Here is a 20,699-nt window from a genome sequence, read left to right on the forward strand (position 1 = left end):
CAAAACTTCCACAACCCGAACATTCACCACGCACAGACGGACAGGGTGCGGGGGCACGGCTTCGTGGAATCGGAGTGGCATGCGGGCACACCACTCCCGGCGGCCCGACGTGGGAGCCGCCGGGGGTGGGGGCGCGCGAGGCTTACAAGGAGTCGGGACCGCCGGGAGGTGCCCCCTCGCCGGCGGGTCCCAGGCGCGGGAGGAAGCGGTCACCGTCGAGGGAGCGCAGGGCTTTCGCCATGGTGCGCACGTGGATCTCGCTCTCCCGGCGCTCGAACATCGTGGCCAGCGCGTCCCGCAGCGCCCGCGCCTCGCCCACGAGCGCCTGCGCGGCCCTGAGTGCCGTGTACGTCCCCGTCGTCTGCGTCGGATTGACGCTGTGGAGGCGTTTCAGAACAGCGAGATAACTGTCGATGACCTGGCTCTCCGCTTCGGTGAGAGCCGGGATCCTGGGCTCCTCCGGGAACATCACGGGGTCACGTGGCTGTTGCGCGGCGTCACGACCTGGTCCACGATCCCGTACTCCAGGGCCTGTTGGGCGGTGAGGATCTTGTCGCGCTCGATGTCCTCGCGGACCTTCTCGAGCGGCTGGTTCGAGTGCTTGGCCAGCATGTTCTCCAGCTGCTCGCGCATCCGGGTGAACTCGTTGGCGATGATCTCCAGGTCGGAGAGCTGACCGCGGCCGGTGGAGCCGGCCGGCTGGTGGATCAGCACCCGGGAGTTCGGCAGCGCCATGCGCTTGCCGGGGGTGCCGGCGGCGAGCAGGATGGCCGCGGCGGAGGCCGCCTGGCCCATGCAGACCGTCTGGATGTCGGGCTTCACGAACTGCATCGTGTCGTAGATCGCCGTGAGGGCGGTCATGTCGCCACCGGGGCTGTTGATGTAGATCGAGATGTCCCGGTCCGGGTCCATGCCCTCCAGGCACACCAACTGGGCCATGATGTCGTTGGCGGAGGCGTCGTCGATCTGGACGCCGAGGAAGATGATGCGCTCCTCGAAGAGCTTCGCGTACGGGTCGTACTCGCGGACGCCCTGGGAGGTGCGCTCCACGAAACGCGGAACCACGTAGCGCGCCGCCGCGGACCGGTCCGTGTGCGCACGAAAGTCATGGAAGTTGCCAGAATTCACAATATCGTCCTGTCGTTATGAGAGGTGATGACGGTCGGACCGACGAGCCGGTGCGAGCCGGGGAGGGGCCCTGTCACGCCGTCCACTTCTGGACGGTCTCCTCGATGAGGAGGGCGATCTCACCCAGTCTGCTGTTGTCCATCAGCGTGTAGTGCGTGCCTCCGGCCCAGGCGACGGAGACCGGCCGGCCGACCACCTCCGACCAGCCGAGGCAGTCCGGTGCCGCGTTCCAGCCGTTCTCGTCGCGCGCCCGGATCACCAGGAGCGGCGCCGCGCACGGCTTGGCCCGCCACCCGTCGTCGAAGATGCCCTGGTACCAGGTGTACGTGTCCCAGAACGGGCGCAGGTCCTGACCCGTGAGCCCCGGCGTCTCGCTGGAAACGGCGATCAGGGCGGCCGCGTGGTCGAGAAGCGCCTCCACGGAGGAGACGTCGGGAGCGTCGGACAGGTCGATGCCGAAGAGCCCCCCCACCTCCGTCGCGAGATCGAAGGTCCGGGCTCCCAACACCTCGTGCGTCCCGCTGTCCAGCAGGATGACACCGGCCGGGGCGACACCCCGCTCCTCGGCGAGGCGCGCCATCTCCACAGCCACCGGCCCGCTGAAGGACCAGCCGACGAAGACGGGGACGGAGCGGGAGTCCGCTTCCAGATACTGCGTCAGATAAGCGTCCGCGATGCCCTCGATGGACCGGGGGTGGTCGGGGTTGATGCCCGGTGAGTGGAAGGCGTAGACGGAGCAGTCCGATCTCAGGTGCGGCTGGAGGGCGCGGAACGACGCGGCCGAGCCGCTCGCCGGATGGATGAAGACCAGGGCATGCGGCCCACTGGACACCTTCAAGCGGATCAGGTTGCCGCCCAACGTCACACATCTCCTTGTCGATCGGTCCAGCACCGCACGCGGCCGGACGAGTCCGAGCAGCGGCTCAGGCACGTGATCCAAATGTACAGGATGTACAGGCCGTAGAATCAGTAGCATGGCTTATGAGATTCCGGTGACGCAAGCCCGAGCGGAGCTCGCGGAACTGATCAACCGCGTGGTCTACGGCGGCGAACAGGTGGTCCTGACCCGTCACGGCAAGCCGCTCGTCGCCCTCGTGGCGGCCGCGGATCTGGAGCGGCTGGAGACCGCCGCCGAGGAGGCGGAGAACGCGTCGGAACGGGTCATCGGCACGGTGTCGATCGTCTCGGAGGTCCCGTCCTCCATCAGCGAACCGGGCCAGTTGGGCCTCGTCGCGGAGTACGGTTCACCGCGGGGCCCCTACGGCCGCTGAAACACGGGAGTCGCCAGGGCGCGCTCACCCGGTGACTCCCGGCTCGGACCCTCAGCGGCTGCATATCCATCCCGGGCGTTCCGTCGGGCGCCGCGCCTCTGGAGACCTACATGAACGAGTTGCTCAGCGAGGCGATCGAAGCGCACGGCGGGACCACACGCTGGCGCCGGCTGACCCGGGCGCGAGCCACCCTTGTCAGCGGCGGTCATCTGTTCGCCGTGAAAGGCTTGCCGCAGGATCCCGCGCCGCGCGAGATGACCGTTCTCCTCCACGAGGAACACGCCTCGGTCAGACCCTTCGGCGCCCCGGACCAGAAGACGGACTTCACGCCCGGACGGGTGAGCATCGACAAGCTCGACGGGCGGGTGGTGGCCGAACGCGAGGACCCGCGGTCGTCCTTCCGTGGCCACACTCTGGAGACGCCCTGGGACGCACTGGACCGCGCCTACTTCAACGGTTACGCCCTGTGGACCTACCTCACCACGCCGTTCCTGCTGGCCATGCCCGGCGTCACGGTCACCGAGATCGCGCCGTGGCAGGAAGGGGACGAACTGTGGCGAGGACTGCGCGCCACGCTCCCACCCGAGATCGTCAGCCACAGCAGCCACCAGGACTTCTACTTCGGTGCCGACCGCCTGCTGCGCCGACACGACTATCACGTCGATGTGGCAGGCGGATTCGCCGCCGCGCAGTACGTCTACGACTGTGTGGAAGCGGACGGCATCACGCTGCCCACGAAGCGCCGGGCATACCGCCGCGACGCCGATGGCCATCCCATGCTCGATCAGGTCATGGTCTCGATCGACCTCAGCGACATCCGCTTCGACTGACAGCAACGCGCCGCCGGTGGCGGTACGGCAGCGAAGTCTCGCCTCTACTCCTCGTCTTCGTCCCGGTCGTCGTCGAAGACGAAGAGTGGTTTGGCGCCATGAGCGGGTGTTTCGGCGAACGAGATGGCTTCAGTGAAGCGTTCGAGTGGGAACGGCCGGCCCGGGGGGATGCTCAGCACTCCATCCGTGACGAGCGTGCGAACCTCGGACAGCGCGTCCAGCACGTCCGCGGGTGAGGCGGTGCCGAACCAGCGGTTCAGCCAGAAGCCGCGGACCACTTTGGTTTCGTAGATGACCGAGCGTGCCGACAGCGGAATCGTCAGCGCCGCCGGGTCGGTCTGCCGATGGGTGGAGAGCGCGCCGTAGACCGCGACCTCTCCTCCTGGAGCCAGTGCCTGGGACACCTGGGCGCCGACGGGGCCGGCGACACAGTCGATGGCCTTGCGCACGCCGGCCGGTCCGGCGATTTCGGTCACACGCCGCAACAGGTCCTCGTCCTCGGTGCAGATGACCTCGTCACCACCGAGCGCCTTGATCTCGTCAACGGCCGAGCGCCGCCGCACCACATTGATCGTTCGAATGCCCAGATGCCCGGCCAGCTGAATGACGAGCCGGCCGACGGTGGAGCCCGCCGCCGTCTGCACCAACCATTCCCCCGGCCGTACGTCGAGTTCGCGCGCCACCAGGAGCAGCGCGGTCAACGGGTTGACAGCGAGTTGGCAGGCGCTGGAGTCGCTCAGATGGTGGGGGACCGGCAGAAGCCGGTGCGTAGCGGCGACAAGGTATTCCTGCCAGGTGCCCGCCATCTGAGGGCCGGGTACGGCAGGAACGGCGGCGACCACCACGCGCTCGCCGATCTTCAGGCCCTCGGTACCCGGACCCAGGGCCTCGATACGGCCCACGCATTCCATGTGCCCCCCGACATCCGGAAACTCGGGAGAAAAGCCGTAGCGACCACGCACCACGTGCAGATCGCTGGCGTGAATCGGAGTCGCCTTCACACGGATCAGCGCCTGGCCCGCTTCCGGCGTGGGAACAGGCCGGGACTCCAGCCGCAGGACACCGTTCGGTTCGCCGACCGCTCCGGCCACGAGCGCGCGCATGGATTGCGGCATGAGCGACCTTTCGTCTCTCACTCTCTCGGCAGAAGCGACGCACCCTCCGGCGGGCGTCGCCGCCCTGTATACGGCTCGCCTGGCCTGACTCATCGCCGGGTGTCACCCCGCACTTCTCCCAGCTTGCGCTCCCTCCCCAGCGCTGTCATGTCATGAGCGGCCTTCGCGGCAAGTCGGACCCGTCCACGTCAGAGGACGGACGGCGATGTCAGCGGCTGGTGTCGGCGTCTCCTTCGCCCTGCGGAGGGTCTCCCTGTCTCCTGCCGCCCGGAGGGGAGTCGTCCCCGTGCTCTTCCAGCAGTTCGAGGAGCGCGGCATCCGCTCTTTTCTGGTCTTCCTTCGTCAGCTCGACCGGTGCGTTGTTGTAGACGGTGTAGTGATCCGGATCGATGATGTTGGCGGCCCTCAAGCTGAACGTCAGCAAGGGGCGCCAGCCCTTGCGGTGGCCGACCCGCACCTGTATCTGGGCCTTGTAGTCACGGGCCTCCGGGAGGAATCCGGAGAACGGTGCCTCGAACTCAAGGAAGAGCTGTTGCGCTTCTCTGCCGGGCACGACGAATCCGGCGGGCAGCTTCGTCTCCTCGTCCGGCGCCGGTTGGAGCCGGGACGGGGAGGACACCCACAGGAGGGGCAGATGAGAGGCGGGCTCATCGGGGAAGGTCAGGACGAGGTCTTGCACGACGATCGGTTGGGGACCGGTGTTGTGCAGGACGAGCGGCAGTCGTAGGCGTGCCGTGGAACCGTGGATGATGGCCGCGAAGGCGTGAGGTTCCCACGCCTTCAGGCGTCCCTGTCGGGCGTTGAGCCACCAGAACGACGCGACGGTGAAGAGCAGTGCGCAGACTGATACCACACTGGCGCCGGTAAGCGATGAGGACGCGATCTGATCCGCCGCGACCATCAGCGGAACCACACAGTCAGTCTGCCAGCCCCGCCGTGGGCTCGCTAACAGGACGAGTGGCCGCCGGCAGCCCCCCGGAACGGGTCAGAGGCCGGCGAGGAGGACGAGACACCAGGCGACCAGGGCCGCGCATGTCACCGCGGGGAGGAGTTTCGTCAGCCCGTCGCCCTTGCGTACGTGCGTGGTCACGGCACCGGCGAGCAGCAGTAGCAGCCCGATACCGGCCAGGCCGCCGCACAGCGGTACGACCGGGCCGAGGGCCACGCCGATGGCGCCCGCCAGCTCCAGCCCGCCGATGACCCGGTAGGCCGCGGTGGTGAAGCCGGCGTGGGCGGCCAGCTCGGGCATCGGACCCAGGGCCAGGATCTTGGCCACGCCCAGCAGGGCGAAGATCAGCGCGAGGAGGCAGGTCAGCGAGGCGGAGAGGATCACGAGGCGCCTTCGGGGGTGTGCGGACGACGGGCCTGGCGGCGTTCGGCTCCCAGGCCGGCGAAGTGGGCGATCAGGTCGGGGTCGTCGACCGCGGAGGGATTGACGACCTGCTCGGCGGGCGCGCCCTGAAGGAGGCGCTTGACCGGGACCTCGAGCTTCTTGCCGGTCTTCGTGTGCGGGATGGCCGGCACGGCGAGGATCTCGTCGGGGACGTGGCGGGGTGAGGCGCCGGTGCGGATCGCGTCGCGGATCTTCTCGCACAGGGACTCGTCCAGACCGACCCCGTCGGCGAGGACCACGAAGAGCGGCATCCAGTAGCCGCCGTCGGGTTCCTCCGCGCCGATGACGAGGGCCTCGGCGATCTCGGGGAGGCGTTCGACGATGTCGTGGATGTCGGCGCTGCCCAGGCGCACGCCGTTGCGGTTGAGGGTGGCGTCGGAGCGGCCGTGGACGATCACCGAGCCGTGCGAGGTGAGGGTGATCCAGTCGCCGTGCCGCCACACGCCGGGGTAGGCGGAGAAATAGGCGTCGCGGTAGCGGCTGCCGTCGGGGTCGTTCCAGAAGTACAGCGGCATCGACGGCATGGGCCGGGTGACGACCAGTTCGCCGACCTGGTCGACGACCGGCTGTCCCGCGCCGTCGTACGCCGCGAGCGCCACGCCGAGGTTGGGAGCCGACAGTTCACCCGCCCACACCGGGGTGGTGGGGGCGCTGCCGGCGAAGCCGGAGACGACGTCCGTGCCGCCGCTGGTGGAGGCCAGCTGGACGGCTGCCCCGACGTGGTCGCGGACCCAGGGGTAGGCGGAGGCGGGCAGGGTGGAGCCGGTGCAGCCGATGACGCGGATCGCCGACAGGTCGTGCGTGCGGGGTTCGACGCCGAGCTTGGCCATGGCCAGCAGGTACTGGGGACTGGTGCCGAAGACGGTGACCTTGTGGCGGGCCGCCAGCTCCCACAGGACGTCCGGGCGCGCCACCGGCGCGGGGCTGCCGTCGTAGGTGCAGGTGGCGGCACCGGTCAGCAGGGTGGAGACGACCAGGTTCCACATCATCCAGTGGGTGGTGGTGTACCACAGCAGGCGGTCACCGACGCCCAGGTCGCAGTGCAGGCCGAGGATCTTGAGGTGTTCCAGCAGGACTCCTCCGTGACCGTGGACGATGCCTTTGGGCAGCCCGGTGGTGCCGGAGGAGAAGACGATCCACAGCGGGTGGTCGAACGGAACCGGGGCGATGGCGAGGTACTCGGCGCGGCCGGCCGCGTCCTCCCAGGGAACCGTCAGCCTCGCGGCCCGGGTCGCGGGCCACGCGAGGCCCAGGTGATCCACGAGGACCGTGGCCTTGAGCGTGGGAAGGGCGGCGGCCAGGTCGAGGGAGGCGGCGCGGCGGTCGTGGCGGGCGCCGTTGAAGAGGTAGCCGTCCGCGGTGATGAGCACCGTGGGTTCGAGCTGGGCGAAGCGGTCGGCGGCGGCCTTGGGCGCGTAGTCCTGGCCGCACACGGACCACACCGCGCCCAGGCTGACGGTGGCGAGGAAGGCGATGACGGCGTGGGGGGTGTTGGGCAGGTAGCCGACCACCCGGTCGCCCTGTCCGACGCCCAGGTCGCGCAGGGTGGCCGCGACGGAGGCGACCTGGGCGCGCAGCTGCCGGCCCGTGATCTCGTAGGCGGCTCCGGTCTCGTCCAGTGCGGTGATCGCGGGGGAGTCCGGGTGCAGGTTGCGCAGTGCGTGGTGGGCGTAGTTGAGGGTGGCGCCGGGGAACCAGCGGGCGCCGGGCATGGTCTCCTCGGCCAGCACCCGCTCGTACGGAGTGGTGGCGTCGATGCCGAAGTACTCCCACACCGCCGCCCAGAATCCTTCCAGGTCCGTGACGGACCAGTGGTGCAGGGCCTGGTAGTCGGTCGGGTCCGATATCCCTTCGGCGCCCTGGTGCCGGGTGGCCCAGCGGGCGAAGTCCACGATGCGGCTGCCGGCGGCCGCTTTCGGGTCGGGCGGCAGGAAGGGCTCCGGACGGGGCGTGGAGTGCGGGGTGGTCATGGTGTTGTGTTCCTCGTCAGGGTGCGGGCCGGGCTTCGGCGGGGCGGCGGGCCGTGTGCAGCAGGCGAGCCCAGGCGGCGGCGTCGGTGAAGTCGCCGGTGCCGGTGGGGACGGTGTCCATCACGACGCGGTCGGGGCGCAGCAGGACGGCGTCCGCCCGGCCGCGTGACAGCCAGGCGGCCAGCGTGCCGTCGTCGTCCAGGTCGCCGACATGGATCACGGACGCGCCCAGGGCCGCGCCCACGCCCGTCATCCGTGCCGTGGGCGGCAGGGCGGTCAGCACGGTGAAGGAGTCCCCGAGGATGTCGTCGAGGCGCTCTCGCCTGCCGTCGACGGTCACCCACGGTTGCGGGCAGAAGGTGCCGGCCAGTGAGCGGCCGGTCAGCCGGGGGCGGCGTCGTACCAGCGGATTGGCGGTCAGTGCGGGGCTGAGGTCGCGGCTCACCGCCGCGGCCACACCGGGGATGCGGCAGGCCGCGCCCACCACGGCCCGGCGGAGGGCCGCACCGCGGTCCTGTCCGCCGGTCATGGCCCAGCCGACGGCGACCGCGACACGGATCACGTGGCGGGCGTGCGGCTTGCGCTCCTGCTGGTAGGTGTCCAGCAGTCGGTCGTCCGCGCCCTGCCGAAGGACGCGGGCGAGTTTCCAGGTGAGGTTGCGGGCGTCGCGCAGGCCCGCGCACAGGCCCTGCCCGATGAAGGGCGGGGTGAGGTGGGCCGCGTCGCCCAGCAGGAAGACGCGTCCACGGCGCCACCGGTCGGCGAGGCGGGCCCGGAAGGTGTACTGCGCCTGCCGGATCACCTCGAAGTCGTCGTCCCCGCCCCCGTGGGCGGCGGACGGCAGGTCGACCCAGGGGGCCACCAGCTCGTGCAGCCGCTCCAGTCCTTCCGGGCCGTCCAAGGGCTCACCCTCGGCCAGCCGGAACTCCCAGCGGTAGCGGTCCTCGCCGACTCGCATGAAGGTGGCCGGGCGGGTGGGGCTGCAGATCTGCTCGGCGCCTTCCCAGGTGCGCACCGGGAGGCTGGTGCGCACGTCGATGACCCGCCAGCTCTCCTCGAAATGCAGGTCCTCCCATACGGCGCCGATGGCGTCGCGGGTGATGCCGCCCGCGCCGTCGCAGCCGAGGACGGCGTCGGCCCACACGTGCTCGTCCTCGTCGCTGCCGTCGCGGCGGAAGGTGACCCGGACCGGAGCCGTTCGGTCGGTGTCCTGGCTGACGGACACGACCTCCACCCCGCCTCGCAGCTCGCACTCGGGGCGACGGGCCAGGGCGTCGCGCAGCAGCCGTTCCAGCTGTGGCTGGTCGAACATGCTGGTCTGCGGGAAGCCGTGGTGGCCGTGCAGGGACCGTGGGAACTCGGCGATCACGCGGCGCCGGGCGTCCAGCAGCCGCAACCCGGGCGCCGGCCGGGCGATGGTGGCGAACTCCTCGTGGACGCCGACGCTCTGCAGGATCCGGCGAACCTCGTCGTCCACGACGACGGCGCGCGGCAGGGGGTAAGGGTCCCGGTGGCGTTCGAGGAGCAGGCTGGGCACTCCGTGCCGGGCGAGCAGGAGCGCGGCCGTGACGCCGACGGGTCCCGCGCCGATGATCACTACCGGTCTGCGGGTGGTGGCGCTCACGTCGCGTCCGCCACGGCGGTCCGCTGCTCGCCCAGGTCGATCCGCCCGTCGGGGGTGGCGATGGTGGCGGTGACGAGGTCGCCGTCGCGCAGATACCGGGGGTTCTTGGCCTGGCCGTTGAAGAACGCCTTCCACTTCAGCGCGGGCGGCAGCAGCGCGGCGATCTTCTCGACCGGCTTGGGCGGGGCCTTCAGGGCGGTGCCGCCGGGCGTACCGGTCAGCAGCAGGTCGCCCGGGTCGAGGGTCTGGAAACGGGCGAGCAGGGTGAGCGCCTGCGCTGGCCGCACGATCATGTCGGCCAGGGTGCGGTCCTGACGCGTCACGCCGTTCACCGACAGCCGCAGTCGCAGGTCGATCAGACGGTCGAAGTCCTCCGGCTCCAGCAGGGCCAGGTACGGACCCGTCGGCGTGAAGGTCGGGTAGGACTTGCTCTCGTAGAACTGGGTCTTGGTCAGCTGGACGTCGCGGGCGCTGACGTCGTTGGTGAGGACGAGCCCGGCGACGTACGAAGGAAGGTCCTGCTCCTCCACAACCGTGCCCACCGGGAGCGTCGCGCCCATGACGAGGCCGAGTTCGACCTCGTAGTCGAGGAAGTTCACGTGCGTGGGGCGGACGATCGTGTCGTGCGGGCCGCTGACCGAGCCGGACGCCTTGCGGAAGAAGGTGGGCGGTATGTCACCGGTGAAGCCCGAGTCCTTGGCGTGGCTGCGGTAGTTGACCATCTGGGCGACCACCCGGCAGGGGGTGGTGACCGGGGGCAGCGCCACCAGGTCGGCGACGGGCGTGCCGCGCTCGCCGGAGGCGGCGGCCTCCCGGACGGCGGCCCGGTCGGCGAGCAGTTCGGCGGTCGTGACCGCCTTGGTCTCGATGCGGACGGCGCGGTCGTCCCGGACGGCCCACCAGCCTCCCCCACTCTCGGCTCCGCTCGAGCGGGAGGTGCCCCCACGGGCGCGCAGCACGTTGATGCTCATGAGTTCATCGCTTTCATCAGGCCCAGCAGGCGGGCGGGGTCGAGTTCGTTGTCGTCGCGCAGGGCCGTCATGACCTCGCGCAGCTTGGCGGGGGAGGGGTTGGCGCCCAGGAAGTCGCGGGTGACGGGCGGGCCCCACTGGGCCAGGCCGCTCGCCGACATCGGCGCCCAGCCGGGTTCGAGGTCGCAGGAGAACAGGTCGCCGTCGGCGAAGTGCTCCAGCATGAAGCGGTCGGGGTCGCGCCAGTAGTCGAAGAGCTGGCTGCCCTGGATGTGCCGGCCGATGCCCCAGCTGCGCTGGTAGCCGCGCTCGGCCAGGTACTCGCCGCCGGCGGCGATCGCGTCGAGGTCGGTGACCTGGTAGGCGGAGTGGACGTAGCCGGTTCCCGGCCCGAGGTGCAGGGCGAGGGTGTGGTGGTCCACGGGCACGCTGCCCTGGTCGCAGCGGATGAACGCCATGGTCGGCCCGCGCTCGCGCTGCCCGTCCAGGAACAGGAAGTCGGACACGATCATGCCAAGGGTGTCCAGGTACCAGTCCAGGGTGCGGGTGAACGTCCGTGTCTCCAGCACCACATGGCCGAGGCGCTGGATGCGGGACGGCTCACGGGGCGGGCGCTGGGTGGTGTTCGTACGACGGCCTTCGATGCCGGTGTTGAGGATGAGCGGCTGCTGCCCGGGCAGCGCGGGAAGCGGTTCGGCGCAGTGCACCACCCGGACCGGGAGTCCCGAGGGATCGAACAGGGCGACCGACCGGCCGCCGCCGGGGACGTCGATGTCCCGGACGGTGTGTCCGACGGCGGCGGCGAGCCGGTCCACATCGGTCCGCTCGGCCGCGCGGAACGCCGGCCCGAGGAAGCGGGAGGCGCGACCACGCCGGATGACCATGCAGGGCGAGCCCGCGAACGTGCCGCGCAGCCACAGCTCCTGATCGGTGCGGGCGGCGGTCGCGAAGCCGAAGTCGCGGGCGAACACCTCGGCCCGGTCCAGGTCCGGCTTCTCGAACTCCAGCCAGGCCAGATCCGCCACTTTGATCACGGGATTCCGGGCTCGTCCGGGGTGTTCACCGCGCAGGGCGCCCTGCTCACTGTGGAGGTCTTGGTGGGGCGTCAGAGGACCGCCCTTGTCAACGGGGATGTGGGACATGGTGTCCTCCAAGTAACGCTGCCGTAATGAGGAAATCATCAACTCTGCGGTTTCTCATCGTCAATGGGTGCAGCCCAAATAATTGAGGATCTCATCAGTAATGGCAGAGTCATCGTGGCGACGGTTACACTGGGTCGCATGCCGACGTCAGCCCCGCCCAAGAACCGCTTCGAGCGACGCCGTGCCGAGACCCGCCAGGCGCTCGTCCGCGCGGCCCGGCAGATCCTCGCGGAGACCGGGGACACCAGCGCGAGCATCCAGGCCATCGCGGAGCGCGCCGACGTCGGCTTCGGGTCCTTCTACAACCACTTCGAGTCGAAGACGGAGCTGTTCGACGCGGCGGTGTCGGACGCCCTGGAGGAGTTCGGGCAGGTCATCGACGAGCGCGTGGAAGGCATCGACGACCCGGCCGAGCTGGTCGCGGCCGGCTTCCGGCTCACCGCCCGGATGGCCGACTCCCACCCGGAACTCATGCGCATCCTGCGCGACCGCGGCCTGGCCCACATCCACTCCGACAGCGGCCTCGCCCCACGCGCCCTGCGCGACCTGGAGATCGGCATCGCCTCAGGCCGCTTCACCTGCGGCAACGCCACCACCGCCCTGTCCGCCCTGGGCGGCACCCTGCTGTCCCTGGTGGCTCTGCGGCTGGACCGCCCGGACCTCGACGGCGACCAGGCCGCCTCCGACCTGGCCGAGATGGTCCTGCGCATGCTCGGCCTCCCTGCCGACGACGCCCACGAGGTCACCCGTCGGCCGCTGCCCGACCTCGCCCGATGACCTGCCGCACCTGAAGCGCGGCCCTGCGCGGTGCTACGCCGGCGGCGACGAGGAACGCGGTTGCCGCCGCCTCACCGAGGGGGTCCGCCCACCGGCATGCGGCGTTCTCCTCGGCGAGGGCCAGCATCAGTGCCTCCAGAGCTTGGGCGAGCACGGGTGCGGGAAGGTGGTCCGCGAAGACGCCTTCGCGCTGACCGCGCCGTAGGGTTGCGACGGCCTCGGCGCGGGCCGGTGCGAGGGTGGCGCGGATCTCGTCCTCTCCCAGATGGCGCCGTCCCAAGGTGATGAGCGTCCGGTAGTGGTCGCCCACCGTCCATGCCGCCAGCACCATCCGTGTCATCGTTTCCGTCGGGTCGGCATCCGTGGTCCGCGCCGCGGCGAACGCCTGCCGGAGCTCATGGCCCGCTTCCCGCGCCAGGTCGGCGATCAGCGCCTGCCGGCTGGGGAAGTGTCCGTAGAGGGTGCGCCGGGCGACGCCGGCCGCCTGAGCGATGCTGTCGAGGCTCGCGTCCGGGTCCTCCCGCAGTGTCCGCCGGGCGGTCGCGAGGATGCGTCGGCGGTTGGAGTGAGCGTCCTTGCGTCGCGAAGCACGTCCCGGGGTGTCGGTCGTCTGCATGGGTCTTTCTCTCCACGGTTGCCGGAAAGCCGTGGGCACCGGTGCTCCCTCACGCACCGGCGCCCACTCACCCCTGCCCAGGGTGGCTTGTCGTCCCGCTGAGGGCGTCAGGGGACGAGGACGAGGCGGATCGGGTCCCCGATCTTGTGCTCCAGCCGGTGGACGGCGTCGGCGGCCTCGACGAGCGGGATGTGGTCGGTGATCGAGGGAGCCAGGTCCAGGCGTCCGGCGGCGGTCAGCCGCACCAGCTCGGAGACGGACTCGGGGAAGCCGCCGTAGTGGCCGCGCACCTGCTTCTGCAGGTAGTTGAAGGTCAGGCCCTCGGTGATGGTCAGTGGCCGGGGGGTGATGCCGACCAGGATCAGGGAGCCGCCCAGGCCGAGCACGGAGGCTGCCTGGTCGCGGACGGCGGGTACGCCGGCGCAGTCGAAGGCGAAGTCGAGGCCGCGTCCGCCGGTGGCTGCGCGGACCTGGTCGGCGAAGTCGGGGGCGGCCGGGTCGAGCGCGAGGTCCGCGCCGAAGGCGAGGGCGCGCTCGCGGGCGCCGGGCAGCGGGTCGACGGCGATGATCGGGGCGGCGCCGACCAGGCGGGCGAGGCGTACGTTGTGGGCGCCGACTCCGCCCACGCCCCAGACGCCGACGGACTGGGCGGCCCGGACGCCCGCGGTGGCGACGACGGCGGCGTAGGGGGTGGAGACCGCGTCGGGAATGATCGCGGCCTGGTCGAAGGGGAGGCTGTCGGGGATGGGGATGAGGGTGTCCTCGCGGGCGACGACGTACTCGGCCCAGCCGCCGTCGTAGTCGATGCCGGCGGTGAGCATCCGGGTGCAGGGGCGGTGGCGCACGCATCCGGCGCAGGTGCCGCAGGTCTTGCCGGCCTCCAGGGTCACGCGGGTGCCGACGGGCAGGCCGCGCTTGAGGCCGGGGCCGAGTGTGTGGATCACACCGGAGACCTCGTGGCCGACGGTGACCGTGTCGGAGGTGGCGAACAGCGGGACCAGGGAGCCGTCGAGCAGGTGGACGTCGGAGAGGCAGACGCCGGCGGCCTTCACCTCGATGAGGACCTCGCCCGGCCCCGGCACGGGGATGGGGACTTCCTCCACGGCGAACTTCTTGCTGTCCAGGTGGAAGCGTCCGGCGAGCATGGTGTCCATGGTGATCTGCTTTCTGTGAGCGGCACGGCCCGGTGGTCCGGGCCAGGGGTGCCATGGGGTGTCTGAACGGCTGGTGGGGCCGGGAGGCGTGCGGGGGAGGCAGGACGTCCGCACGCCTCCCGGCGGCTGGGGGCAGCGCGCCTTGACGGCGGGCGACGGTCAGGCGAAGACGTCCTGCTGGTAGCGCTCGTCCGCTTCGAGCCGGGCGAGCCACTGCTGGGCGGTCTCGTCGTCGCTGCCGGTCTTCTGGCGGTGGATGGCGGCGAGTGCCTCGCGGACGGCGGGGGCCATGCGGCGGCCGTCACCGCAGACGTAGATGTACGCGCCGTCCTCGATGGCCTGCCACACCGTGTCGGCGGCGTTGGCGATGGCGTTCTGCACGAACCGGGCCGGGTGGCCGGTCACCGCCGAGTAGGCGGTGTGCACCTGGGCGATGCCGGACTGCTCCCAGTCCCGCATCTCCTGGCGGTAGAAGTAGTCGTGCTCCGGGTGACGGCAGCCGACGAACACCTGGGACAGGCCCACCTGGGTGCCGCTCGCGTGCTGTGTCGCCCGCTCCTCCAGGAAGCCGCGCAGCGGCGCGATGCCGGTGCCGGGGCCGATGAGGATCAGCGGCGTGGCGGGGTCGGCGGGCGGTGCGAAGGTGGGGGAGGGCACGCGGACGTAGCCGTAGACGACGTCACCGGGCTCAAGGGCCGCGATGTAGGAGGAGCAGGTGCCGCGGTACTGGCCGTCGCCGGACAGGGCCGGCCCCTCCAGCAGGCCGACGGTCAGCCGGACGTGGCGCGGGTTGGCGGACGGGGCGGAGGAGATGGAGTAGAAGCGCGGCCGGATCGGGCCCATCATCTCCAGGAAGACCGCCAGCGGCAGCTCGACCGCCTCGAAGCGCTCCAGCAGGCCCAGCACCGAGACGCGCTTGCCGAGGATCTCCTTCTGGTAGCGCTCCTCGGCCTCCTCGGTGTCGGCGGTGTACGCCTGGAGCTGCGGCCGGGTCCACGGGCACTCGGTGTGCTCGGCGAGCGTCTGGATCTGGGAGCGGGTGGCCACGTCCTGCAGCTCCAGGAACTCGGTGAGCAGGATGCCGGCGGTGACCGGGGTGCCTACCGGCAGGTGGGTGCGGCCACCGGCCGGCTGGTCGAGCCGGAGCACCTGGTCGTAGTCGACGCCGAGCCGCCTCAGCGCGCGCTCCACCAGGGCGAGTTCGTTCTTGGCGAAGACGGCCAGGTGGTTGCCGGTGTCGTAGGTGACGCCCTCGGGCAGCTCGAAGGTGATGGACTTCGCGGACGGGCGCGGCGGCTCGATCTGGAAGTCCCACAGGCCGGTCGCGTCGGCCACGAGTTCGTCGTTGGTCACCACGGTGAGCGGGTACGCCTGCTCGGAGACGATGGCGGGGCGTACGTCGGACTCGGTGAGCAGCTGGACCTCGTAGCGGGGGCCGCTCGCCTGGGAGGTGTCGGCGGCGTACTCCTCGGCCAGGGTGGCCCACAGGTTGTCCATCCAGCGGGTGGCCATGCCGTCGAAGTCACCGGCGGCGTCCGCGATGCCGCGCTCGACGACGGGGGTGGCGCCGGCGGCGAGCAGTCCTTCCTCGATCCGCTTGGGGAATGCCTGGTAGGTGGCCACCCACTGGGTGTTGCCCGCGCCGAGCAGGGCGTACCGCACGTTGGACAGTGAGCCCTCGGGCAGTCCGGCGGCGAGCAGGTCGTCGAAGCGCTGGGCGTTGTCGGGGGCCTTGCCGTTGTAGCTGGCGGCGACGACGGCGAGCAGGCCCTCGGTGGGCAGGTTGTCACCCAGCTCGTCCAGGCTGACGAGGGTGGTGCCGAAGCCGGAGCGCTCGCCGCGGTCGGCGATGGTGCGGGCCAGGTCCTCGCACGAGCCGAGGCTGGAGCCGTAGGCGACGGTCAGGTTCACCCCGACACCGCTGACCGCTGCCTGCGCCTGTGTGTGGCCGGTCTGCAGGTCCGCGGCGCCGAAGACGGTCCGCTGGTGGTCCTGACGCTTACGGACGACCAACTGGAAGTCGCCGGGCTTGCGCGTCAGCGCCTCGCGGACGTCCATCTTGTAGTCGGTGGTGTCGGAGAACCTGAACTTCTGCAGCACGAGCGCAAGCGCCAGGCGGGCCTCGGTGAGCGCGAACTGCCGGCCGATACAGGCACGCACACCGTTGCCGAACGGCTTGTAGGCGTGCGGGTGCTGCTGGGCGCGGTTCTCCGGCAGCCACCGGTCGATGTCGAACTCCTCCGGCCGGTCCCACGCCTTGGGGTGGGAGTGCAGCGCGCCCATGAGGATGTTGGCCCTGGTTCCCTTCTTCAGCTCGTACCGGTCGCCGATGACGGTGTCGTCGATGGGCGCCTTGGCGATCAGCGGGATGGGAGCCCACAGGCGCAGGGTCTCCTCCAGGATCCGCGGGATCACGTCGAGCCGCATGATCGTGTCGTAGTCCGGGACCGTGTCACCGGGCAGCAGGCGGTCGACCTCGGCGTACGCCTGCGCCAGGACGTGCGGGTTGCGCATCAGCGAGTACGTGGCGAACGACAGCAGGCCACTGGTGGTCTCGTGACCGGCGATCAGGAAGGTCACCACCTGGTCGCGGACGTTGTCGTCCGCCAGCAGCTTGCCGGTCTCAGGGTCGGTGGCCTGAAGCATCAGGCCGAGCAGGTCCTCCTCGCCGGTGCCCTTCCCCTCGCGGCGCTCCTTGATCACGCTCTCGACCAGGTCGCGCATCAGCTGGATGTTCTGGCGGTACTTCCTGTCGTCCGCCTTGCGGAGCTTGGTCATCACCGGCAGCTCCTGGGAGCGCCGCATCGACTCGATCAGCGCCTCCAGCAGCGAGTTGAGGAAGGGGTGCAGTTCCTCCTTGTCGAAGGACTTGAACCGGTAGCCGAAGCCGGACAGGGCGATGGTGTCCAGGGTGAGCCGGGTGTAGTCGTCGGTGATGGCGACCGGCTGACCCTCCCGGCTCTCCCACTTGCCGACGAGGTTCTGGGCGATCTCCAGCATCTGACCGAAGTAGGTCTTCATGGCCCGCTGGCTGAAGGCCGGCAGCAGGATCCGGTGGGCCATGGCCCATTCCTCTTCGTGCTGGTGGGCCGTGAACAGGCCCGCCCCCGTGTAGTCCCGCACATGGCTCAGCGGCGTCTTGTCGATCTGCTTGAAGAACCGCGTCTCGTCGCAGACCTCGGCCACCAGGTCCGGGTCGTAGACGAAGACCTGCTCGATGCCGGCGATGTCCATGCCGTAGATGCCCTCGGGGAACTGCTTGGACAGCTCACCGAAGTACTCCACCGGATTGGTGTCGGGGATCTGCGGCGTGTTGCCGAGGAGGGGGATCCCGCGCGGGGACCGGATGGGGCGAAGGTCGTTCGCGGAGTGCGTGGTCATGTCTTGCTCCTCTGCGGAGGGGGATGGGCAAGGGCGCGCCGCGTAGGTCGATGCCGTGGCGCCGTACGGAAACATACGCCGTATGGAATTGGTACCGTACGACGTATGGAAATGTGAAGCAAGCCCCGCCGTCCCGGTGAGTGCTGTGATCCGGGTCATTTCCATACGGCGTACGAAACTGATACCGTACGAGGTATGGAAAAGAAGGTGAGGCGTCCCCCGCGGGGAACGAGGAAGAGGGACGTGCCTCTGACCGAGGCCGGGATCTACGCCGCCGCCCTGCGGCTGATCGACGCGGACGGTGTCGAGGCGCTCACCATGCGCAAACTCGCCACCGAGCTCGACGCGAACCCGATGTCGCTGTACCACCACGTGCCGAACAAGGAAGCGGTGCTGCGTGGCGTGACGAGAATGGTCGGCGCCCGGTTCCGCACCGTGACGCTTGAGGACGCCCCCTGGCAGGAGCGCATCCGCCTGCTCGCCACGGACTTCCGGACCCTGGCGCACCGTCACCCCGAGCTGATGGCCTACTCGTTCAGCCACCAGCCCGACTTCATCCAGGCCGACGACCCGTTCTGGACCGCGCTCACCGCGATCGTGGAGGCCGCCGGGGTTCCGCGGTCAGAGGTGTCGGAGATCGCGGCGCTGATGGTCGCCGTCGTCACAGGTGTCCTCACCGCCGAACTCAACGGTTCGCTCCACCAGTGGTCCACCCTCAAGCCCCCCGGCTTCGACGAGGGCGAGGACGGTGACGGGGGTGCTGACCCTGATGCCGCGGACGCCGTTCCTGAAGGCCCTGACCAGGACCGCATGTTCCGCCTCGTGATGGACACGCTGATCACAGGTCTGGAAAGCCGGCTCACCGGCGATCGTGACGGCCGAGGCGCCGGCCTTTGAGCAACACCTACTGAGGCGCCGCAGGCACTGGCCCTGAGCCGCGCCCGCAGTCGGGTGATCTCAGGCTGCGACATGCGGGAGCCACCCCCGTCACATCGGGGCACACCACCCGGCGGGGTGGTTCCGCAGCCTCTGCACGGCAGCCGCGTGACGCTGACCCATGAAATGACCACGTCCGAGGCGGCGATGCCGCCCGGTACTACCGCCGTGAGCGCGAGGTGGCGCCCGTCGGCCGCGGAGTCGCGGCGAACATCCCGACCGAGGCCGGCATCGACCCGGCCGCCCTCGACGCCACGGCTGCGGGCATCCACTCACCACGGTGGTGAACACCGAGGCGCAGACGTCCGTGTTCCTGCCTCAGGTCGCACCTCTTACTCCTGGTGCTTCGAGTCATCCGGGGAGGGCCACCGGAAGGGCGTCGTCGGATTCAAAAAGACTGTACAGAGACGCGGTTACTGCGAGGACCGGGGACGGCCAGCACGAGGACACCCGCAGGAGCGGTTCTTCGCGCCGTCGCAAGGGCGTCCGGCCGACGGGAGCAGGCGAGGCCACCACTGCCGGCCGGGGCCATCAGGGAGATGTGGCCAACGGTTGCCGGCTACCGGCCCATCTGGCCGCGTCACTCGTCGCAGGCCGGCCGTCAGCGCAAGGGTGAGTCCACGGTGGGCGTCAGGAGGGTCTCGTCGAGGCCGACGATCTGGCTGATGTCGAAGCCCTCCATGTCCGCGCGGAATTCAGGACTCGCCAGATACGCCTCCAGCCGCTCCCGCACGTCGTCGGTGTCCTTGTAGGAAACGAGGGCGTACAGCCGGGGAGTGTCGCTTCCAGGCGCCGCGGGCACCGTCCACACGCCGTGGGTGGTGATCCGGTGTTCGGCCATACCGGGAACGTGCCGGGCCCAGATCTTCTCGTAGGCGGTGAGCGCGTCGGAGCTGCGCAGGGTGTAGACGCGAAGCTGGTACTGGGACATGACAGTGGTTCCTTCACTTCTGAACATGGATGGTCGGCGGTCAGCCTCGGGGGAGGAGGTGTGCCAGTTCGGCATCCCAGTCGATGAGTCCGGACTCGGTCCCCCGTGGCACCAGAGCCTGGGTGTCCTGGAGGAAGGACGAGACGTCCTGCACGGGGACCTCGAGCAAGGCGGTGCCTGCGGAAGAACCGAGGGCGATGTGGATCGACTCGTCACCCCGCCCCGCGGCCGGCCAGATCCGGACGTCCGCGTGGCCTGCGGCACCCTCCAGACCGTCAGCCAGAAGGTCGCGCCCCAGGACCCATTCGACCGGCTTGTCACAGTCGACGAAGAAGGCGGCACGGACGACATAGGGATCAGCGGGCTCGTAGCGCAGACGTACGCACAGGGGCAACGAGGAGACGTGCGAGACGACCAGCCGTACGGCCACCCGCCGCTCCACGACCCTCAAGGACTTCTTCATCGGCTTCCGCTCCCGGGCAGGGCTCGGCGGTGCCTCACACCGGGCTGCGGCGAAGAGGCAGCGCGGGCGGAGGCGGTACAGCGGGGCGCGGGCGCCGGACGGCACCGGCGCACCGCATGAGGAGTGGCGCTGCACTCACCCGGCCGGCGGTCGGGGACGCCGCCCCCGGACCGCCAGACGGATCTCCGCCGTCGGCAGGGACAGCGCCGAGGGGAACTGCTTGCGCACATGGCCGATACCCGTCTCACCGGTCGTCGCGGCCCAGGTCGTCGTAATGCCTGCCCCCGCCGGCGTGCTCGCAGCGGTCTGCGTCGTGGCGGTAGGACCTGTCGGACGTCCAGCCGTGTCCCTCGTCCTCCCAGCGGTAGAAGTCGCCATCGCGGTAGTAGAGCCCGTCGCAGTCGTGCCGGGTCGCATCGCTGCCGTGGCGGTCCTGGTGCCAGCCGCGGGTCTCGTCGCAGGAGTAGCCCCGCTCGAGCAGGTAGCCGACACCGTGGTCCCAGCTGTGATCGGCGGCCACGGCCCCGCCGGTCGGGTGCTGGGCGTGCGTGGACGCAAGGGGTGCGGCCGAAGCGGTGCCACCGGTACCGAGGCAGGCGGCACCGGCGACCGCGACGGAGGAGACAGTGAGGGCGATGCGCTTCGCAAGCTTGTTCATGATCTTTCCTTCCCGAGGGGGGTGATCTGGGCCAACGGCGGTTCTGCCAGGCGATGCATGACGCCCGGTGTGGTCCGAGCGAGCGGTTCCATACGTCGTATGGAAGCGCGTTTTCATTGTTACCATACGTCGTATGGAAATGTCGAAGTGACGAAGGCGACCGTGGACCGGCTGGCATAGGGGTCATCCGCTTGGTACGGGTGGCGGCTCGCGCGGAAGAGCGACATCTGTTGGCGCGCCGGACTCGGCAGGCGTGTGCGCCTGTATCTGACTGTTCCATCACCTATGAGGGTCTTGACGCCCAAGCCATTACATCTGATGATTTCATCAGAAGAGGCG

The 20,699-nt window shown here is 70.1% G+C and carries 20 protein-coding genes; 4 read left to right on the forward strand and 16 right to left on the reverse strand.

The features are described 5' to 3' along the window. Positions 1–142: 142 nt before the first annotated feature. The 3 genes from ABZV94_RS13440 to ABZV94_RS13450 form a co-directional block, all read right to left on the reverse strand. Complete coding sequence (locus ABZV94_RS13440) at positions 143–472, reverse strand: hypothetical protein (RefSeq protein WP_356340359.1); 330 nt, start codon at positions 470–472, stop codon at positions 143–145. Then, positions 469–1,128 carry an ATP-dependent Clp protease proteolytic subunit gene (locus tag ABZV94_RS13445; RefSeq protein WP_356340360.1) on the reverse strand — a complete coding sequence of 220 codons (660 nt, stop codon included), beginning with the start codon at positions 1,126–1,128 and terminating at the stop codon, positions 469–471. Before ABZV94_RS13445 ends, ABZV94_RS13440 begins: the two co-directional genes overlap by 4 nt. A gap of 73 nt (positions 1,129–1,201) precedes the next feature. Continuing rightward, the gene (locus ABZV94_RS13450; protein ID WP_356340361.1) at positions 1,202–1,993 is read right to left on the reverse strand and encodes an alpha/beta fold hydrolase; all 792 of its coding nucleotides are present in this window, start codon (positions 1,991–1,993) and stop codon (positions 1,202–1,204) included. Between the two features lie 109 nt (positions 1,994–2,102). On the opposite strand from ABZV94_RS13450, the gene ABZV94_RS13455 reads away from it, so the two are divergent. Together ABZV94_RS13455 and ABZV94_RS13460 are read left to right on the forward strand one after the other, a co-directional pair. Further along, positions 2,103–2,399 carry a type II toxin-antitoxin system Phd/YefM family antitoxin gene (locus ABZV94_RS13455; RefSeq protein ID WP_356340363.1) on the forward strand — a complete coding sequence of 99 codons (297 nt, stop codon included), beginning with the start codon at positions 2,103–2,105 and terminating at the stop codon, positions 2,397–2,399. 110 nt (positions 2,400–2,509) lie between these two features. Continuing rightward, on the forward strand, positions 2,510–3,229 hold the full coding sequence (locus tag ABZV94_RS13460; protein WP_356340364.1) for a hypothetical protein: 720 nt from the start codon (positions 2,510–2,512) through the stop codon (positions 3,227–3,229). Between the two features lie 44 nt (positions 3,230–3,273). On the opposite strand, the gene ABZV94_RS13465 is transcribed toward ABZV94_RS13460, so the two are convergent. The 7 genes from ABZV94_RS13465 to ABZV94_RS13495 form a co-directional block, all read right to left on the reverse strand. After that, on the reverse strand, positions 3,274–4,332 hold the full coding sequence (locus ABZV94_RS13465; protein WP_356340365.1) for a zinc-dependent alcohol dehydrogenase family protein: 1,059 nt from the start codon (positions 4,330–4,332) through the stop codon (positions 3,274–3,276). Positions 4,333–4,552: 220 nt separating this feature from the next. Next, positions 4,553–5,257 (reverse strand): hypothetical protein, encoded by a 705-nt coding sequence (locus ABZV94_RS13470; RefSeq protein WP_356340366.1) that lies wholly within the window; start codon positions 5,255–5,257, stop codon positions 4,553–4,555. 72 nt (positions 5,258–5,329) lie between these two features. Then, positions 5,330–5,677: a DoxX family protein gene (locus ABZV94_RS13475; protein WP_356340367.1), complete on the reverse strand. Its 348-nt coding sequence runs from the start codon at positions 5,675–5,677 to the stop codon at positions 5,330–5,332. After that, positions 5,674–7,707 (reverse strand): acetoacetate--CoA ligase, encoded by a 2,034-nt coding sequence (locus tag ABZV94_RS13480; protein WP_356340368.1) that lies wholly within the window; start codon positions 7,705–7,707, stop codon positions 5,674–5,676. The genes ABZV94_RS13475 and ABZV94_RS13480 overlap by 4 nt, the downstream gene beginning before the upstream one ends. A 16-nt stretch (positions 7,708–7,723) precedes the next feature. Continuing rightward, complete coding sequence (locus tag ABZV94_RS13485; RefSeq protein ID WP_356340370.1) at positions 7,724–9,331, reverse strand: bifunctional 3-(3-hydroxy-phenyl)propionate/3-hydroxycinnamic acid hydroxylase; 1,608 nt, start codon at positions 9,329–9,331, stop codon at positions 7,724–7,726. Then, positions 9,328–10,302, reverse strand: a complete 975-nt coding sequence (locus ABZV94_RS13490) for a fumarylacetoacetate hydrolase family protein (RefSeq protein WP_356340371.1) — start codon at positions 10,300–10,302, stop codon at positions 9,328–9,330. Before ABZV94_RS13490 ends, ABZV94_RS13485 begins: the two co-directional genes overlap by 4 nt. Beyond that, positions 10,299–11,444, reverse strand: a complete 1,146-nt coding sequence (locus ABZV94_RS13495; protein ID WP_356340372.1) for a VOC family protein — start codon at positions 11,442–11,444, stop codon at positions 10,299–10,301. Before ABZV94_RS13495 ends, ABZV94_RS13490 begins: the two co-directional genes overlap by 4 nt. 138 nt (positions 11,445–11,582) lie before the next feature. Here ABZV94_RS13495 and ABZV94_RS13500 point away from each other — a divergent pair, with 138 nt between their 5' ends. After that, positions 11,583–12,221: a TetR/AcrR family transcriptional regulator gene (locus ABZV94_RS13500; protein ID WP_356340373.1), complete on the forward strand. Its 639-nt coding sequence runs from the start codon at positions 11,583–11,585 to the stop codon at positions 12,219–12,221. Here ABZV94_RS13500 and ABZV94_RS13505 read toward each other — a convergent pair. From ABZV94_RS13505 to ABZV94_RS13515, 3 genes are all read right to left on the reverse strand, one after another. Further along, positions 12,187–12,837, reverse strand: a complete 651-nt coding sequence (locus tag ABZV94_RS13505) for a TetR/AcrR family transcriptional regulator (protein ID WP_356340375.1) — start codon at positions 12,835–12,837, stop codon at positions 12,187–12,189. The genes ABZV94_RS13500 and ABZV94_RS13505 overlap by 35 nt on opposite strands. Positions 12,838–12,944: 107 nt before the next feature. Further along, positions 12,945–13,991 carry a zinc-binding dehydrogenase gene (locus ABZV94_RS13510; protein ID WP_356340376.1) on the reverse strand — a complete coding sequence of 349 codons (1,047 nt, stop codon included), beginning with the start codon at positions 13,989–13,991 and terminating at the stop codon, positions 12,945–12,947. 159 nt (positions 13,992–14,150) lie between these two features. Then, a complete protein-coding gene (locus ABZV94_RS13515) occupies positions 14,151–17,372 on the reverse strand; it encodes a cytochrome P450 (RefSeq protein WP_356340377.1) in 3,222 nt (1,073 codons plus the stop codon). Between the two features lie 243 nt (positions 17,373–17,615). Between ABZV94_RS13515 and ABZV94_RS13520 the strand changes: the two genes are divergently transcribed. Beyond that, positions 17,616–18,269, forward strand: a complete 654-nt coding sequence (locus ABZV94_RS13520; protein ID WP_356340379.1) for a TetR family transcriptional regulator — start codon at positions 17,616–17,618, stop codon at positions 18,267–18,269. Between the two features lie 640 nt (positions 18,270–18,909). On the opposite strand, the gene ABZV94_RS13525 is transcribed toward ABZV94_RS13520, so the two are convergent. The 3 genes from ABZV94_RS13525 to ABZV94_RS13535 all read right to left on the reverse strand — a co-directional run bounded on the left by ABZV94_RS13525 (position 18,910) and on the right by ABZV94_RS13535 (position 20,360). Then, on the reverse strand, positions 18,910–19,239 hold the full coding sequence (locus ABZV94_RS13525) for an NIPSNAP family protein (RefSeq protein WP_356340381.1): 330 nt from the start codon (positions 19,237–19,239) through the stop codon (positions 18,910–18,912). Positions 19,240–19,279: 40 nt separating this feature from the next. Then, positions 19,280–19,702, reverse strand: a complete 423-nt coding sequence (locus tag ABZV94_RS13530) for an SsgA family sporulation/cell division regulator (RefSeq protein WP_356340383.1) — start codon at positions 19,700–19,702, stop codon at positions 19,280–19,282. A gap of 244 nt (positions 19,703–19,946) precedes the next feature. Further along, positions 19,947–20,360, reverse strand: a complete 414-nt coding sequence (locus ABZV94_RS13535; RefSeq protein ID WP_356340384.1) for a hypothetical protein — start codon at positions 20,358–20,360, stop codon at positions 19,947–19,949. Positions 20,361–20,699: the final 339 nt, after the last annotated feature.

It is taken from the genome of Streptomyces sp. NPDC004658, assembly GCF_040609555.1.
Lineage (GTDB): Bacteria > Actinomycetota > Actinomycetes > Streptomycetales > Streptomycetaceae > Streptomyces.

Excerpts from the sequence above, each read along its gene's own strand:
- ABZV94_RS13455 (WP_356340363.1), top strand. The coding sequence starts at position 2,103 with ATGGCTTATGAGATTCCGGTGACGCAAGCCCGAGCGGAGCTCGCGGAA.
- ABZV94_RS13460 (WP_356340364.1), top strand. The coding sequence starts at position 2,510 with ATGAACGAGTTGCTCAGCGAGGCGATCGAAGCGCACGGCGGGACCACA.
- ABZV94_RS13465 (WP_356340365.1), bottom strand. The coding sequence starts at position 4,332 with ATGCGCGCGCTCGTGGCCGGAGCGGTCGGCGAACCGAACGGTGTCCTG.
- ABZV94_RS13480 (WP_356340368.1), bottom strand. The coding sequence starts at position 7,707 with ATGACCACCCCGCACTCCACGCCCCGTCCGGAGCCCTTCCTGCCGCCC.
- ABZV94_RS13490 (WP_356340371.1), bottom strand. The coding sequence starts at position 10,302 with ATGAGCATCAACGTGCTGCGCGCCCGTGGGGGCACCTCCCGCTCGAGC.
- ABZV94_RS13495 (WP_356340372.1), bottom strand. The coding sequence starts at position 11,444 with ATGTCCCACATCCCCGTTGACAAGGGCGGTCCTCTGACGCCCCACCAA.
- ABZV94_RS13500 (WP_356340373.1), top strand. The coding sequence starts at position 11,583 with ATGCCGACGTCAGCCCCGCCCAAGAACCGCTTCGAGCGACGCCGTGCC.
- ABZV94_RS13505 (WP_356340375.1), bottom strand. The coding sequence starts at position 12,837 with ATGCAGACGACCGACACCCCGGGACGTGCTTCGCGACGCAAGGACGCT.
- ABZV94_RS13510 (WP_356340376.1), bottom strand. The coding sequence starts at position 13,991 with ATGGACACCATGCTCGCCGGACGCTTCCACCTGGACAGCAAGAAGTTC.
- ABZV94_RS13515 (WP_356340377.1), bottom strand. The coding sequence starts at position 17,372 with ATGACCACGCACTCCGCGAACGACCTTCGCCCCATCCGGTCCCCGCGC.
- ABZV94_RS13525 (WP_356340381.1), bottom strand. The coding sequence starts at position 19,239 with ATGTCCCAGTACCAGCTTCGCGTCTACACCCTGCGCAGCTCCGACGCG.
- ABZV94_RS13530 (WP_356340383.1), bottom strand. The coding sequence starts at position 19,702 with ATGAAGAAGTCCTTGAGGGTCGTGGAGCGGCGGGTGGCCGTACGGCTG.
- ABZV94_RS13535 (WP_356340384.1), bottom strand. The coding sequence starts at position 20,360 with ATGAACAAGCTTGCGAAGCGCATCGCCCTCACTGTCTCCTCCGTCGCG.